Here is a 14,397-nt window from a genome sequence, read left to right as displayed (position 1 = left end):
CTCCCACATTTTGACTGTGCTGTGTCAGTAGCTGACCGTGAAATGCTGCGCCATAGCTATTGAAAAAATGCCGACTGACACACAGCCGATCAAGTGTGGGAGGGGGCTTGCTCCCGATAGCGGGATGTCAGCCAAAGAAATTCACCTGACCCGCCGCCATCGGGAGCAAGCCCCTCCCACATTTTTGCCTGCGTTGTGTCAGTGGCAGAAGGTGAAATGCTGCGCCATAGCTATTGAAAAAATGCTGACTGACACACAGCCGATCAAGTGTGGGAGGGGGCTTGCTCCCGATAGCGGGATGTCAGCCAAAGAAATACACCTGACCCGCCGCCATCGGGAGCAAGCCCCCTCCCACATTTTGACTGTGCTGTGTCAGTAGCTGACCGTGAAATGCTGCGCCAGAGCTATTGAAAAAATGCCGACTGACACACAGCCGATCAAGTGTGGGAGGGGGCTTGCTCCCGATAGCAGTGTGTCAGCCCAAGAAGTCTCAACTGACCCGCCGCCATCGGGAGCAAGCCCCCTCCCACATTTTGACTGTGCTGTGTCAGTAGCTGACCGTGAAATGCTGCGCCAGAGCTATTGAAAAAATGCCGACTGACACACAGCCGATCAAGTGTGGGAGGGGGCTTGCTCCCGATAGCGGTGTATCAGCCCAAGAAGTCTCAACTGACCCGCCGCCATCGGGAGCAAGCCCCTCCCACATTTTTGCCTGCGTTGTGTCAGTGGCAGAAGGTGAAGTGCTGCGCCAGTGCCATTGAAAAAATGCTGACTGACACACAGCCGATCAAGTGTGGGAGGGGGCTTGCTCCCGATAGCGGTGTATCAGCCAAAGAAGTTCACCTGACCCGCCGCCATCGGGAGCAAGCCCCTCCCACATTTGGATCGGATTCGGCCTGAGTTATTGGTCAGGCGCTCAAGCCAGTCCCGGGTCCACGCGCTTGCCGATGTCCTTGAGGCGCGCCAGTTGGTCGATCATCGACGGCGCCTCATCCAGGCAACTGACGAAGGTCCACAGGTAGGTCATCACCGCGTAGATATGCCCGGCTTTTACCGCAGGCGCCAACGCCAGTTGGCTGATGGCAACCACGAACAGCAGCGCCGAGACTACGCCGATGCACAGGAAGGCCACGGCTTCACGGTCCGACAGCCGAATGCGCAGGCGCGACAGTACGTGGTAGTGACGGTGCAATGTGTGCTCACCCACGGCTTCGACCAGGCCGATTTCCTTTTCCAGGCGATTGTTCAGGCGCTCGTGCAAACGCTGGTTGCGTCGGGCAAAACCGGGCATGACCGTGAGGCACAGCAGTAATGCCACCAGGCACGCCAGGCCGACCCACGGCTCGATCACCAACAGCATGCCGGCTGCGCCGATGATCGAGACCAGCGCGGTGGCGATGATCGGCACATGCTTTTCGAAGAAATCCACGAAGTCCCGCGCCAGCACTACCCGCGCCGCCGCCTTGGAGGTGCTGTGGCGTTGCAGGCGCTGGTTGAGAATCACCGGCACGGCAAGGTCTGCGTAGATGCGCGTGAAGGTGCGCGTGTCCAGTGCCCGGCGCGCCGCGCCCACCACCCAGAACCCGAGCACCACGCAGGCATACAGCAACGCACTGGCGGCATCGCCACGGATGATCGAGTCCACCGCAAAGCCGGCGAACAGCGGGTAGGCCAACAGCAATGCGTTCTCCAGCGCGACCAGCGACAAGGTGGCGAACAACTTGCCGGGGTAGGTCCGGGCAATGGCCTTGAGGGTCTGGCTGGCGGATTGCTGGGCGAGTTTTTCACTGGCTACGATAAGGATCGGTGGTGTGACGGAGGGCATGGGGCACCTGTGGAGCGCATTGGGTATTTCAGCGGGTACCGATGATGCCTGGCAAGCGTGCAGGGTCAGTGAAGGAATCATGGAGAACGCATGGAGGCCGCAAACAACGTGCAGCGGGGAAGGGCAGGGTTTCAGGCGAAACGGATGCGCTCGTTGTAGGCGTTCTGCAGCATTTTGCGCTGGTACTCGCAGGGCGTGGTGCTGACGAGCTTCTTGAAGTCACGCAGGAAGTGCGATTGATCGGAAAAGCCCAGGTCCAGCGCCAGGTCCGAGAACGACACGTCGCGCTGGTTGTTCAGCGTGTCCAGGGCGGCCTGGCAGCGAATGATGCGGAAGAAAATCTTGGGCGACACGCCGGTGTCCTGGCTGAACTGGCGATGAATCGTGCGGCTGGTGTAGCCACTGAGGTCTTCCAGGTGCTGGATGCGCAGGTCGCCGCGATGGGCCAGCGCCTGCTGGATAACGATGGCGGTCAGTTTCGAGGTGCGGCCCATCAGGCGCGGGGCCAGGTAGTCGTTGAACAGCTTGATCTGGTCCTGCAGCAGCGGGGCATTGACGATGTTCTCGAAAATGCTCTGGGCAAATGCCGACACTTGCAGCAGGTCCCATTCCTGTTCGGTCAGGTCCTCGGCCATGACATTGATGAAACCTGGAATGACCCCCGGCGCAAAGCGTACACCAAAGTAATGATGGCCCTGTAGCAGTTCGACCCGCTGGGCTTGCAGCGGCGTACCGCAGATCTTCACGCTGGGGCGCGTGGCGTCGCAGTCGAACACGATGTCCACGCAGCCATCCGGCACCGCCAGCAGGTCAGCCGAGTGGGCGACGTCGAAGGCGTAGAAATGCGAAATCGCCGGGTGTTCGCAAGGCACTACCGAATACCGCGATGAGTTGAGCACGAACCACGGTTGTTCATAAGCGGTGTGCCGCCGTACGGGCGGTGAACACAGGTTGAGCATGACCGGACCTTACCAGGGAAATAGGCGGGAATATTCACGCACTTATCGCGCCAACTCCTCGCTGTGCGCCGAACCGTGATGTCCGAAATTTACAATACCGCCGACCCACGCAGCCCGATACTCGACCTCGATAGCGTGGGAGCAGCGCCTACCGCAGCGGTATCTCTTTGAGTCGAGAATAATAATGGCCACTACTGCAAGAATAGACTTCATCTACTTGTCCGAGCAGGACATGATCCGCGCCGGCGTGACCGACATGCTCGCTTGTGTGAATACCATGGAGGAAATGTTCGGCCTTCTGTACAGCGGCGACTACCGCATGGCCGGGCCGAACAACGATTCCCATGGCGCGATGGTGATTTTCCCGAAGGATTCGCCGTTCCCCAACATGCCCAAACCCACCGCCGACCGCCGCATGATGGCGATGCCGGCCTACCTGGGCGGCAACTTCTGCACCGCAGGGGTGAAATGGTACGGCTCCAACATCGCCAACCGCGAGAAAGGCCTGCCGCGCTCGATCCTGATGTTCACCCTCAATGACCCTGACACCGGCGCCCCCTTGGCGCACATGTCCGCCAACCTGTTGTCGGCGTATCGCACCGGTGCGATCCCAGGCGTCGGCGCGCGCCACCTGGCCCGCAAGGACTCCAAAGTGGTCGGCCTGCTCGGCCCGGGCGTGATGGGCAAGACCACGCTTGCCGCGTTCATCGCCGTTTGCCCGCATATCGACACCTTGAAGATCAAGGGTCGTGGCGAGAAAAGCCTGAATGATTTTCTGGGCTGGGTGAAGCAAACCTACCCGCAGATCACCACGATTAATGTGGTCGACAGCCTTGAAGAGGTGGTCCGTGATTCCGACCTTGTTACTTATTGTAGCTCCGGTGAGACAGGCGACCCCTCGAACTACCCAATTGTGAAGCGCGAGTGGGTCAAGCCGGGCTGCTTCATGGCAATGCCCGCCTCCTGCTCGCTGGACGAGGGCATGGAGCGCGCCGATGTGCGCAAGGTGCTGGACAACACCGGCCTTTACGAAGCCTGGTTCGACGAACTGCCCAAGCCTGCGCACCATTGCGTGCCGGTGATTGGCGTGCGGTTCATGGACATGATTGCCGAAGGCACGCTGCAGCGCGAAGCGCTGGAAGACATCGGCAAGATCGTCGCCGGCGATGCCCAGGGCCGTCGCAACGATGACGAGATCATCATCATGTCGGTCGGCGGCATGCCGGTCGAGGACGTGGCGTGGGGCACGGTGGTGTACCGCAATGCGATCAAACAGGGCATCGGCGTGAAGCTGAACCTGTGGGAAACCCCTGAGCTGCGCTGAACCACTCCTTACCCAACTGAAGAGACCTTCGACATGACAAAAATCATCAAGCTCAAGACCGGTTCGCCGTTTGAAGACCAGGCCAGCTATTCGCGCCTGGTGGTGGTGGACAACTGGATCTACGTCTCCAATACCGCCGGCCGCAATCCGCAGACCAAACTGATCCCCGAAGACGTTCTGGAGCAGACGCACCAGGTGTTTGCCAACATCGAGTCGGCCTTGAAGGCAGTCGATGCCAGCCTGGTCGATGTGGTGTGCTCGCGGGTGTTCATCCAGGACCCCAGGGACGTGCCGGCGGTGATGGGGCTGATCGGCGAAAAGTTTCGCGGCGTCGACCCGGCCAGTACCGTGACCTGCCCGCCGCTGGGCTCGACGGTCTACAAGGTGGAACTGGAGGTGACGGCTTACCGCAACGCCTCCAACGCTCAAGTCGAAGTGATTCGCCTGGCGCAGTAATCCGTTACGCGGCCGTGCATTCGCGCGGCCGACCTTTCCTGTTTTGCGAGTCTCGATCATGGCCCCGACTATTGCGCCCGTGAACACGTCCACCGAATTCCCCTCCGCGACCGGCGTTGTCATCATCGGCGGCGGGATCATTGGCTTGACCGCCGCGCTTGCACTGGCTGAGCGCAATATCCCGGTGGTGGTCCTGGAAAAGGGCCGTATCGCCGGCGAGCAGTCCTCGCGCAACCTGGGCTGGGTACGCAAGACCAGCCGTCACGCCCATGACATTCCGCTGGCGCTGGCCGCCGACCGCCTGTGGGCGCACATGCCTGGACGGGTCGGCGCGGATGTCGGTTATCGCCAGGAAGGCATCATGTTCGTCGCCCGCAACGAGGCACAGATGGCGATGCATGAAGGCTGGCTCAAGTCGGTCGAGCACCTATCCCTGGACTCGCAGTTGCTCAGTCATCGCGAAATCGCGCAACGCGTGCCGGGCGGGCAGGGCGAGTGGGCCGGCGGGATCTACACCGCGTCCGACGCCCGCGCCGAACCGACCCTGGCCAGCAGCGCGATCGCCAGGGCGGCCATGGCCCTGGGCGTAGTGATCATCGAGCAGTGCGCAGTGCGCACGCTGCAGATGTCGGCCGGCAAGGTGAGCGGCGTGGTCACTGAAAAGGGCGAAATCCGCTGCGACCAGGTATTGCTCGCTGGCGGCATGTGGTCGCGACTCTTTTTGGGCAACCTCGGCGTGTCATTGCCGACCCTGGCCTTGACCTGCTCGGTGATGCGCACCCATCCGATGCAAGGCCCCACTGAAATTGCCGTGGGCGCGCCGGACTTTTCGTTTCGCAAACACCAGGACGGCGGCTTCATCATCACCCAGCGCGGCAAGCTGGATGCGTTTCTGACCCTCGATCACCTGCTGCTGGCCCGGCAATACATGCCCCAATTCCGTGCGCAACGCAGCGTATTGAACGTGTCCCTGGGCAAATACTTCTTCAACGACCTGGCCCTGTCGCGACGCTGGTCGGCCGACAGCATCAGCCCGTTCGAACGCGTGCGTACCCAGGACCCGGCCGCCAACCCACGCCTGAACAACGACGCGATGAACAACCTCAAAGCCGCCTGGCCGGTGTTCGAGCAAGCCCGAATCGCCCAGACCTGGGCCGGCACTATCGACGTCACCCCGGACTCCAACCCGGTCATCGGCCCCGTCGAAAAAATCCCCGGCCTCACCGTCGCCACCGGCTTCTCCGGCCACGGCTTCGGCACCTCACCGGCCGCCGGCCAACTGGCCGCCGACCTCATCAGCGGCCATCCCCCCATCATCGACCCAAGCCCATACCGCTTCGACCGTTTCTAACCAACCCAGCCGTTGATCTGGCTCTTGATCTTGATCTTGATCTTGATCTTGATCTCAGGCGCCCCATCAACCACGCTGGCCGCACGCAGGCTTGAATCCGTGGGTAACCCGGCAGGACGCCGGGTTAGCCGCGCTGGGCCAGGGATGGCCCATCGCGGCGGCCCACGGATTCAAGCCTGCGTGCGGGCACACCGAGCCTGAGCGAGGTGCCGAGTGGTGGGGCAAGAGCCCTTTGGTTACTTTGGGGCTTTTCCAAAGTGACCCGCCGTAAGGGCGGAACCGTAATCAGCCGTTACCGCAACAACGCATATGTACACCGTCAGACCGCTATCGCAGGCAAGCCAGCTCCCACATTAAACCCACGGCGGACCCACCCAATGCCCCCAACCAGCAGCTTCTTCACCAACCGCACCGGCCTCAACCTGCACATCCTGCGCTGGGGCCACCCAAGCGGCACCCCCCTGGTCCTGCTCCACGGCCTGCGCGCCTACGCACAAACCTGGGAATCACTGGTCAAGGCGCTCGGCCCTACCTACTGCGTCTACGCCCTGGACCAACGCGGCCGCGGCCTGAGCGACTGGGCACCGCCCACCAGCTATCACACACAGTCCTACGTAGACGACCTGCAGGACTTGGTCGCCCACGCCGGCCTGCAGCGCTTCATCCTGCTGGGCCACTCCCTGGGCGGCGCCAACGCCCTCGAATACGCCCGACAAAACCCCGGCCGCCTGACAGGCCTGATCATCGAAGACATCGGCCCCGGCTCCTCGAGCCAGGGGGACGGCGCCGCGCGCATCCGCCGCGAGATGAACCAGACCCCGCTGCAGTTCGACAATTGGGACGCCGCCCGCGCGTTCTGGCAGACCTCACGTCCCGGCCTGTCGGAGCAGGGCCTGGCCTCGCGGCTGGCACACTCGATGAAAGAAAGCGCCGGCGTGATCACCTGGCGCCACGATCAGCAAGGCATCGCCGAGGCACGCTTGAGTATCGAGCCAACCGACCTGTGGCCGGCGGTGCGCGCCCTGGATTGCCCGACGCTGTTCATTCGCGGCGCGCGCTCGGACTTCCTGCCGGCAGCGACGCTGCAAGCCATGCGCGACAGCAACGCGATGGTGCGCACCGCCGAAGTCGCGGACGCCAGCCACTATGTGCACGACGATCAGGCCGAGACATTCAACCGGCTGGTCATCGCGTTCCTTGATAGCCTGTTGGACGTCTAGGTCTTTTTTTCCGCACTGGTCGCGCGGCTGCCGGGAACGGCGCAGCCATCCGCGCCACAGCGAGCGCTGCCGTCAGGGTGCGGCAGCCAGGCCAGGTGCGGGCGCCAGCGGCAGAACAGGCGATAGCCGATGTTCAGCAGCGGCCGGGTCAGGCGCCAGGACAACGGTGCGGCCCAGGCGCCCAGGCCCGCTGCCCGCCAGCTCCAGAGCGTCGCGTCGAGGCCGGTGACCCAGGTTCCATCGGCGAACCTGGCGTGCAGTGACGAGGCCATGTCCGCTGCGGTGAACCCCAGGGGCGTCGCGTCGAATGCCTCAGCGCTGATGTCAACGAACAGCAGGCGATCCGGCGTTGCCCTGGCACTGAGCAGCTTGATCTCGCGCGCACAAAGTGGGCAATCGCCATCAAAGTAGAGGGTCAGAGGCCATTGAGTTTTCTTGTACAAGATTTATCGCTCTGTATAGGTTGTTTGACACGATAGGCGCAAAGAATCGCACTTGCAACGTGCGCCGACAGTCCATCAGCCGCTTTTGCACGGGGCCTCAATATGCTGCCGACCTTGCCGATAGCGTGGGTATGACCCAAGAGGCGCTGTCCAATGTTCAACTCCAAAATCAAGCAACAGCTCAATGCCCAGTCTGCCGAGCTGGCCCAGCTGCGCCAACTGCGCGACGGCCTGAACCATGAAATGCTGACGTTGAGTATCGATCCGACGTTTAAAATCACCGCCTGCAACGACAACTTTGCCCATGCCCTGGGCTACACCCCGGAGCAGCTCCTGGGGCGGGCGATGACCGATATCGTTCCGCAGTACGTTTCCAGGCTGCCGTGCTATCAGAACTTTCGCGCCGCCGTTGCCGCCGGCAAGTCGATCACGGACGAGTACCGCTACCTGCATGCGGACGGCTCGCTGGTGTGGATTCATGCCCATTGGCAGCCCATCACCGATACCAGTGGCAGTTTGAGCCACGTCACGTGCTACGCGACCAACATCACTTCCCGGCTGGAAAAAGCTTCGGAAAACACCTCTTTCATCGATGCCTTGCTGCGCTCGACGGCGGTGATCGAGTTTGATCTCTCCGGGCATGTGCTGATGGCCAACGAACAGTTCCTCAAGGCGATGGGCTACAACCTGGGCCAGGCCAAAGGCAGTCATCACCGTATTTTCTGCAAGCCGGAAGACGCCGCGTCGCAGCAGTACAAGGATTTCTGGGCCACCTTGAACAGGGGCGAATTTGTCGGCGGCCGCTTTGAGCGTATCGACAGCCGCGGCCAGACGGTCTGGCTGGAAGCGACCTACAACCCGGTGTATGACACCGAAGGCACGCTGTGCAAGGTGGTGAAGTTCGCCACGGTGGTCACCGACCAGGTGGCCCGCGAACAACAGGTCAGCGAAGCGGCCCAGACTGCCTTTGAAATCTCCCGGCAGACCGATGTAACGGCCCAGCGCGGCGCCGTGGTGGTCAATGACACGATGCATACCATGCGCAAGGTCTCGGTAGACATGCAGGCCGCTTCCGGCGGCGTCGAAGCCCTTGGCAAGCAGTCGCTGTTGATCAGCTCGATCATCCAGACCATCAGCAGCATCGCCCAGCAAACCAACCTGCTGGCGTTGAACGCGGCCATCGAAGCGGCGCGCGCGGGCGAGCAGGGTCGAGGCTTTGCCGTGGTGGCCGATGAGGTTCGCCAATTGGCCGGACGCACCAGCACGGCCACCGAAGAGATCGCCTCGGTGGTGTTGCAGAACCAGAAGCTGGTGGATGAAACAGTCGCCGAGATGGCCAACAGCAAATCCCAGGCCGAGCAGGGCCTGGAGCTGGCCACGCAGGCGGGCCAGGTGATTGTCGAGATTCAGGACGGCGCCAAGCGGGTAGTGGATGCCGTGGGCAGGTTTGCCACGCAGGTGGGCTAGCGGCCGAGCGGCCAGGCACAGGGTCGCACTCCGCGGCGTTTTCATGGTCCATGGAAAACGCACCACTGCCCCGGAGGTGAACCTTGGCAAAAAAGAACACGCCCGTGGTCGACAGTGTCGCTGTAGCGACGCTGTCCTCCCACCGCAAAGACCTCTTCTTGGCAGCCATGGACGCCAGCCACAGCGCGATGATCGTGACCGATCCCGCGCAGCCCGACAACCCGATCATCTTTGCCAACCAGGCCTTCGTGAACCTGACCGGCTTTGAACAGGACGAAATCATCGGACGCAACTGCAGGTTCCTGCAGGGCCCCGAAACCGACAAGAGCACCCTTGCGCACGCGCAGCGGGCGATCGAGCGTCACCATGAAGTCTGTGTGGAGGTGCTCAATTACCGTAAGGACGGCTCGACGTTCTGGAATGAAATCTTCATCGCGCCGCTGTTCAACGAAGCGGGGCAACTGGTGTACTTCTTTGCTTCACAGCTGGACGTGAGCCGCCGCCACGATGCCGAGCAGCGCCTGCGTGGCGCCCAGGACATGGAAGCGCTGGGACAACTCACCGGCGGCATCGCCCACGATTTCAACAACCTGCTGCAGGTAATGGTCGGCTATCTCGACTTGATCCAGCAGAGCGCGAAGCGCCCCGACGGCGATCTGCAGCGCATCTTCAACAGCGCCGGTCGTGCCAGGGCGGCGGCTGAAAAAGCACAGACATTGACACAGCAGTTGCTGGCGTTTTCGCGCAAACAGCGGCTCGACAGTCGCGTGATCAATCTGAACTGCCTGCTGACCCGGCCCGATTTCATGCGGCATGCCGTGCATGACACCAATGTGCAGATGGACCTCGCGCCGAACCTGTGGAACTGCCGCATCGACCCTGCCCAGGCAGAGCTGGCGGTGCAGCACCTGTTATCGAACGCCCAGGATGCGCTGGAGGGGTGCGTCGAGCCGATGATCAGCCTCATGACCTGCAACGTGGAGTCGCCTGAAAACGGGGTGCCCGAGGGCCGATACGTCAGCCTGTCGGTGACCGACAATGGCAACGGCATAGAGCCGGGCATACAGGAAAAAATCATCGAGCCGTTCTTTACCACCAAGGAGGAGGGCAAGGGCTCGGGACTGGGGCTGTCGATGGTGTACGGGTTCGTCAAGCAATCGGGCGGAGCTGCGCGGATCCGCTCATCTCCGGGCGCCGGAACGACGATACGTCTCTACTTTCCAGCCGACGACAGCCAGCCCTGGGTCGAACAGCCGCCGTCTGACACCACCTCGCTGCGAGGCAGCGAGCACATCCTGATCGTGGAGGACCGACCCGAAGTGGCCGAGCTGGCCCAGGTGATACTGACTGACTACGGTTACCGGACCGCGACCGCGACCCATGCCGAGCAGGCGTTGGCGATGCTGGAGAACGCCCGCTATAACTTGGTGTTCAGTGACCTGATCATGCCGGGCGCCATGAACGGCGCGGCACTGGCCCGTGAGGTCGCCCGGCTGTACCCGCATACCCGCGTACTACTTACCACGGGCTACGCGAAAGACTCGCTGGAACGCGCGGATATACAGGTGCATGAGTTCGAGCTGCTGCCCAAACCCTATCAGCCGCAGGACCTGCCGAGGAAAATCCGCACGATGCTCGACGACTAGCGTCACAGGCCTCGGGTTATCGTCACCTGAGCACCCGAGCAAGCAGGCTTCCTGCTGCGTGTCAGCTGATAAGCAATTGCCAGCCATATAAACCACCCCGGCATGACCATCAAGGCAACGCGGGTGTCAGGTCGCAATGCCAGCAGGCACAGAACGAAGCCCAGAAAAGCCAGTGAGAACCCTGCCATGGGGACGCCGCCCGGCATCTTGTAAGCCGACTTGGCGTGAAGCTCAGGATGCTTTTTGCGATAGGCAATGTAGGACGCGAGGATGGTCGACCACGTGAAGATCACCAGAATCGCTGACACGGTGGAAACGATGGTGAATGCCGTCATGACTTCCGGAACGATGAACAGCACGAGTACACCCGCCAGCATCAACAGGGTGGTGAAGGCCAGGCTCAGCAGCGGCACACTGTTGCCCGACAGTCGCCGAAAAATACCCGGGGCGTTGTCCTGATTCGCCAGCCCGAAGAGCATACGGCTGGAGGAGAATACGCCACTGTTGGCCGATGACGCGGCGGATGTCAGGACCACGAAGTTAACGATGCCGGCTGCTGCGGGAAAGCCGGCGACGAGGAAAAGTTCGACAAAAGGACTTTTTACAGGTGACACCTGTTGCCAGGACGTCACGGCAATAATGCAGCCCAATGCCAACACGTAGAACAGGATGATTCGCAGCGGAATCGAGTTGATTGCCTTGGGCAGGGTCCGCTCCGGAGACCGGGTTTCTGCCGCGGCGGTGCCGATCAGTTCGGTGCCGGCAAAGGAGAATATCGCCATCTGGAAGCCGGCAAAGAAACCCAGCACGCCATGAGGGAATGCAGCCTGCTTATCCACCAGGTGGCCGAGGGACGCGGTCACGCCACTGGGGGATACGAACGAGCTGGCAATCAGCACGATGCTCACGCCGATAAGCGTCACCACGGCGATGATCTTGATGATCGCGAACCAGAATTCGACTTCACCGAAAAGTCTGACCGTCAGTACGTTCAGGGCGAACAGTGTCGCGAGCATCCCGATAGCCGGTATCCAGGCGGGCAGGTGGGGGAACCAGTACTGGAAAAAGCCTCCCACCACGACGGCATCGCCGATCACCGCAACGCTCCAGCTCAGCCAATACGACCAGCCGAGAAAAAATGCGGCGCGGGGGCCCAGGTAGGCGCCGGCGAAATCCGCAAAGGTCTTGAAATTCAAGTTGGAAAGCAGCATTTCGCCCATGGCACGCATGACGAAGTAAACGAACAGGCCAATGATCATGTAGATAAGGATGATCGAGGTGCCGGAGAGGGCGATGATCTTTCCGGAGCCCATGAACAAGCCCGTGCCAATGGCGCCGCCCATGGCCATTAACTGGATGTGACGATTGCTGAGCGTGCGCTGCAGCGCAGGCTGCTCAGCCCGCTCTGATGAATTCGATTTCATTTCAAAACCTCTTGATCTTATGTTTTTGAGTTTTGGCAGAAAAGTGGATATCCAGCGCCATTGTCAGGAGGCAATGGCGGGTGACGGTGTTGTTTTATGTAGACAGTGACGGCCCCAGTTCAAATGCCGGGGGCGTCACTCGCAGGTCAACTGGCCGTGCGCAGATGGGCGGCTTTGGCCGGCTGCTGATCCAGCATCTGGAACAGGTTCTTTATGTTTTCAGGCGTGGGTACCAGGTGGATGTGCCGACCGACCTGATGTTCGTGCGCCATCGCCTGCAGGTAGCGAAGCGACGAGAAATCCTCGAGGGCAAAGCCCACGGAATCGAAGACCGTCACCTGCTCATCGCTCTCGCGTCCCTGGACGTCGCCTTGCACAATCCGGAAAAACTCGACGACGGGCGAGTCAGCCTCCAGTTGCTGAATATCACCTTCAATCCGCGTTTGAGGTTCGAATTCCACGATGACCCGGGCGTTGCGCAGGATGTCGGCGTGCAGTTCGGTCTTGCCCGGGCAGTCGCCGCCGACGGCATTGATATGCATGCCGGGCTCGATCATCTCGGGCGTCAGGATCGTTGCGTAGGCCTTGTCGGCGGTCACGGTGGTGACAATGTGCGCGCCCTTGACCGCTTCCTGTACGGAGTCGGCGTGAATCACGTTGATCGTCGGGAAAGCCGCCAGGTTGCGCAGCAGCTTGAGTGAGGCATCGCGATCAATATCGAAGATGCGGATTTCGCTGATGCCCAGCATTTCATGGAAGGCAAGTGCCTGAAACTCGCTCTGAGCGCCATTGCCAATCAGCGCCATCGAGGTGGCCCCTGGACGGGCAAGCGTACGCGCGACCAATGCCGAGGTTGCAGCGGTGCGCACTGCGGTTGTCAGGGTCAGCTCGCTGAGCAGGGTCGGATAGCCACTGTGGACATCGGCCAGCAGACCGAATGCCATCACCGTCAGCAGGTGCTGCTGACCATTGTCCGGATGGCCGTTCACGTACTTGAAGGAATACTGCTTGCCATCATCGGTAGGCATCAACTCGATCACACCGTTTGCGGAGTGATTGGCCGTGCGCGGCGACTTGTCAAACTGCGCCCAGCGTAAATAGTCTGCTTCGATGTAGGTGGCCATCTCACGGATCGCCCGGCGGATACCCACCTTGGCGAACAAGCGTGCGGCATCATCGACATCCAGGAAGAGCGTCATTTTTTTATTCTCCAATCCATCCAGTTAAACGTTGTAAAGCAGGGGTGTTCAGGCGCGTTTGCTCTCGAAGCCATGCAGTACATTCACCGCGTTGATGCCGATCTCATCGACCATGTAGCCGCCTTCCATCACGAAGAGGGTGGGGCAGCCAACACTCGCGATCAGCTCGCCGATCCCGATGAAATCCTCGCTTTCCAGCAGGAAGTGACTGATCGGGTCGTCCTTGAAGGTGTCGACGCCCAGTGAGATCACCAATACCTGCGGCGAAAATTGCTGAAGTTTCCTGCAGGCATGCAGCAAGGCGTCGCGGTAGGTTTCCCAGGCGGTGTTTTTCGGCAGCGGGTAGTTGAGGTTGAACCCTTCGCCGGGGCCGGCGCCGACTTCACCGCTGAACCCCGAATAGTAGGGATAGGACACGGCCGGCTCGCCGTGCAGCGAGACAAACATCACGTCACTGCGCTGGTAAAAAATGTTCTGCGTGCCGTTGCCGTGATGAAAGTCGACGTCAAGTACCGCAACACGTTTGGCGCCCTGGGTGATTGCCTGCTGTGCAGCAATGGCCGCGTTGTTGAGGTAGCAGTAACCCCCCATGTATTCACGCGCCGCGTGATGGCCCGGCGGACGACAAAGGGCAAAGGCACTGTCGTGGCCTTCATCGATAAGCGCCAGGCCCGTCAAGGCGATATCGGCACTGGTCTTGACCGCCTGCCAGGTGGTGGCAGTGATCGGCGAGCCTGCATCCATTGCATAGAAGCCGAGTTTGCCGTCAATGAACGTGGGTACCTGATCGTTGGCCAGGTCACGTACAGGCCATACGAGTGGCAGCGCATCATGGGTGCGGCCTGTGGCGCTCCATTGCGACCAGGCGCTTTCCAGGAAGCTCACGTAGCGCTCGCTGTGCGCGTTGACGTAACACGCGCGGTCAAACACGCGCGGTTCGACTATCTGGCCAAGGCCTACTTGCTTGACGCGGTTGTGAACGGTGTCGGCCCGACTGGGCTGCTCGAACGACGGCTTGAGCACGCCATCCTTCAACTCGGTGCCGTGGTGCAGACGGTGGGAATCACTGAAAACTGTAAACAT

12 protein-coding genes and 1 pseudogene are annotated in these 14,397 nt (G+C 61.1%); 7 read left to right on the top strand and 6 right to left on the bottom strand.

Annotation, left to right across the window (positions count from 1 at the left end; translation table 11 throughout):
- Window positions 1-916: 916 nt before the first annotated feature.
- Together RHM60_RS04340 and RHM60_RS04335 are read right to left on the bottom strand one after the other, a co-directional pair.
- Complete coding sequence (locus RHM60_RS04340) at window positions 917-1,825, bottom strand: ABC transporter six-transmembrane domain-containing protein (protein ID WP_322213733.1); 909 nt, start codon at window positions 1,823-1,825, stop codon at window positions 917-919.
- A gap of 131 nt (window positions 1,826-1,956) precedes the next feature.
- On the bottom strand, window positions 1,957-2,784 hold the full coding sequence (locus RHM60_RS04335) for an AraC family transcriptional regulator (protein ID WP_209982366.1): 828 nt from the start codon (window positions 2,782-2,784) through the stop codon (window positions 1,957-1,959).
- 184 nt (window positions 2,785-2,968) lie between these two features.
- Here RHM60_RS04335 and RHM60_RS04330 point away from each other — a divergent pair, with 184 nt between their 5' ends.
- The 4 genes from RHM60_RS04330 (at window position 2,969) to RHM60_RS04315 (ending at window position 7,135) form a co-directional block, all read left to right on the top strand.
- Entirely contained in the window at window positions 2,969-4,108 is a 1,140-nt protein-coding gene (locus RHM60_RS04330; protein ID WP_322213732.1) for a tyramine oxidase subunit B, read from the top strand.
- Window positions 4,109-4,141: 33 nt separating this feature from the next.
- Window positions 4,142-4,564: a RidA family protein gene (locus RHM60_RS04325; protein ID WP_322213731.1), complete on the top strand. Its 423-nt coding sequence runs from the start codon at window positions 4,142-4,144 to the stop codon at window positions 4,562-4,564.
- Window positions 4,565-4,622: 58 nt separating this feature from the next.
- Entirely contained in the window at window positions 4,623-5,915 is a 1,293-nt protein-coding gene (locus tag RHM60_RS04320) for an FAD-binding oxidoreductase (RefSeq protein WP_322213730.1), read from the top strand.
- A gap of 377 nt (window positions 5,916-6,292) precedes the next feature.
- Entirely contained in the window at window positions 6,293-7,135 is an 843-nt protein-coding gene (locus RHM60_RS04315) for an alpha/beta hydrolase (protein ID WP_322213729.1), read from the top strand.
- Here the strand turns inward: RHM60_RS04315 and RHM60_RS04310 are convergent.
- On the bottom strand, window positions 7,132-7,578 hold the full coding sequence (locus RHM60_RS04310; RefSeq protein WP_322213728.1) for a DUF393 domain-containing protein: 447 nt from the start codon (window positions 7,576-7,578) through the stop codon (window positions 7,132-7,134). The two genes, RHM60_RS04315 and RHM60_RS04310, sit on opposite strands and share 4 nt — an antisense overlap.
- Window positions 7,579-7,731: 153 nt before the next feature.
- On the opposite strand from RHM60_RS04310, the pseudogene RHM60_RS25640 reads away from it, so the two are divergent.
- The 3 genes and pseudogenes from RHM60_RS25640 to RHM60_RS04300 form a co-directional block, all read left to right on the top strand.
- A pseudogene (locus RHM60_RS25640) lies at window positions 7,732-8,460 on the top strand (PAS domain-containing protein); the annotation flags it as partial.
- Between the two features lie 147 nt (window positions 8,461-8,607).
- Window positions 8,608-9,045: a methyl-accepting chemotaxis protein gene (locus tag RHM60_RS25635; RefSeq protein WP_373460625.1), complete on the top strand. Its 438-nt coding sequence runs from the start codon at window positions 8,608-8,610 to the stop codon at window positions 9,043-9,045.
- Between the two features lie 83 nt (window positions 9,046-9,128).
- Window positions 9,129-10,691, top strand: coding sequence for a histidine kinase famiy protein (locus RHM60_RS04300; protein ID WP_322213727.1), 1,563 nt, complete (start codon window positions 9,129-9,131; stop codon window positions 10,689-10,691).
- A gap of 2 nt (window positions 10,692-10,693) precedes the next feature.
- Here the strand turns inward: RHM60_RS04300 and RHM60_RS04295 are convergent, their stop codons facing one another.
- From RHM60_RS04295 to RHM60_RS04285, 3 genes are all read right to left on the bottom strand, one after another.
- Window positions 10,694-12,115 carry an amino acid permease gene (locus RHM60_RS04295; RefSeq protein ID WP_231421375.1) on the bottom strand — a complete coding sequence of 474 codons (1,422 nt, stop codon included), beginning with the start codon at window positions 12,113-12,115 and terminating at the stop codon, window positions 10,694-10,696.
- Window positions 12,116-12,261: 146 nt separating this feature from the next.
- Window positions 12,262-13,314 carry an ornithine cyclodeaminase gene (locus RHM60_RS04290; RefSeq protein WP_231421405.1) on the bottom strand — a complete coding sequence of 351 codons (1,053 nt, stop codon included), beginning with the start codon at window positions 13,312-13,314 and terminating at the stop codon, window positions 12,262-12,264.
- A gap of 48 nt (window positions 13,315-13,362) precedes the next feature.
- The gene (locus RHM60_RS04285; protein ID WP_209982346.1) at window positions 13,363-14,397 is read right to left on the bottom strand and encodes a histone deacetylase family protein; all 1,035 of its coding nucleotides are present in this window, start codon (window positions 14,395-14,397) and stop codon (window positions 13,363-13,365) included.

It is taken from the genome of Pseudomonas sp. MH9.3, from assembly GCF_034354675.1.
GTDB lineage: Bacteria > Pseudomonadota > Gammaproteobacteria > Pseudomonadales > Pseudomonadaceae > Aquipseudomonas.
Note: the sequence above shows the minus strand (reverse complement) of the source record. Positions and strands in the feature narration are given on the sequence as shown.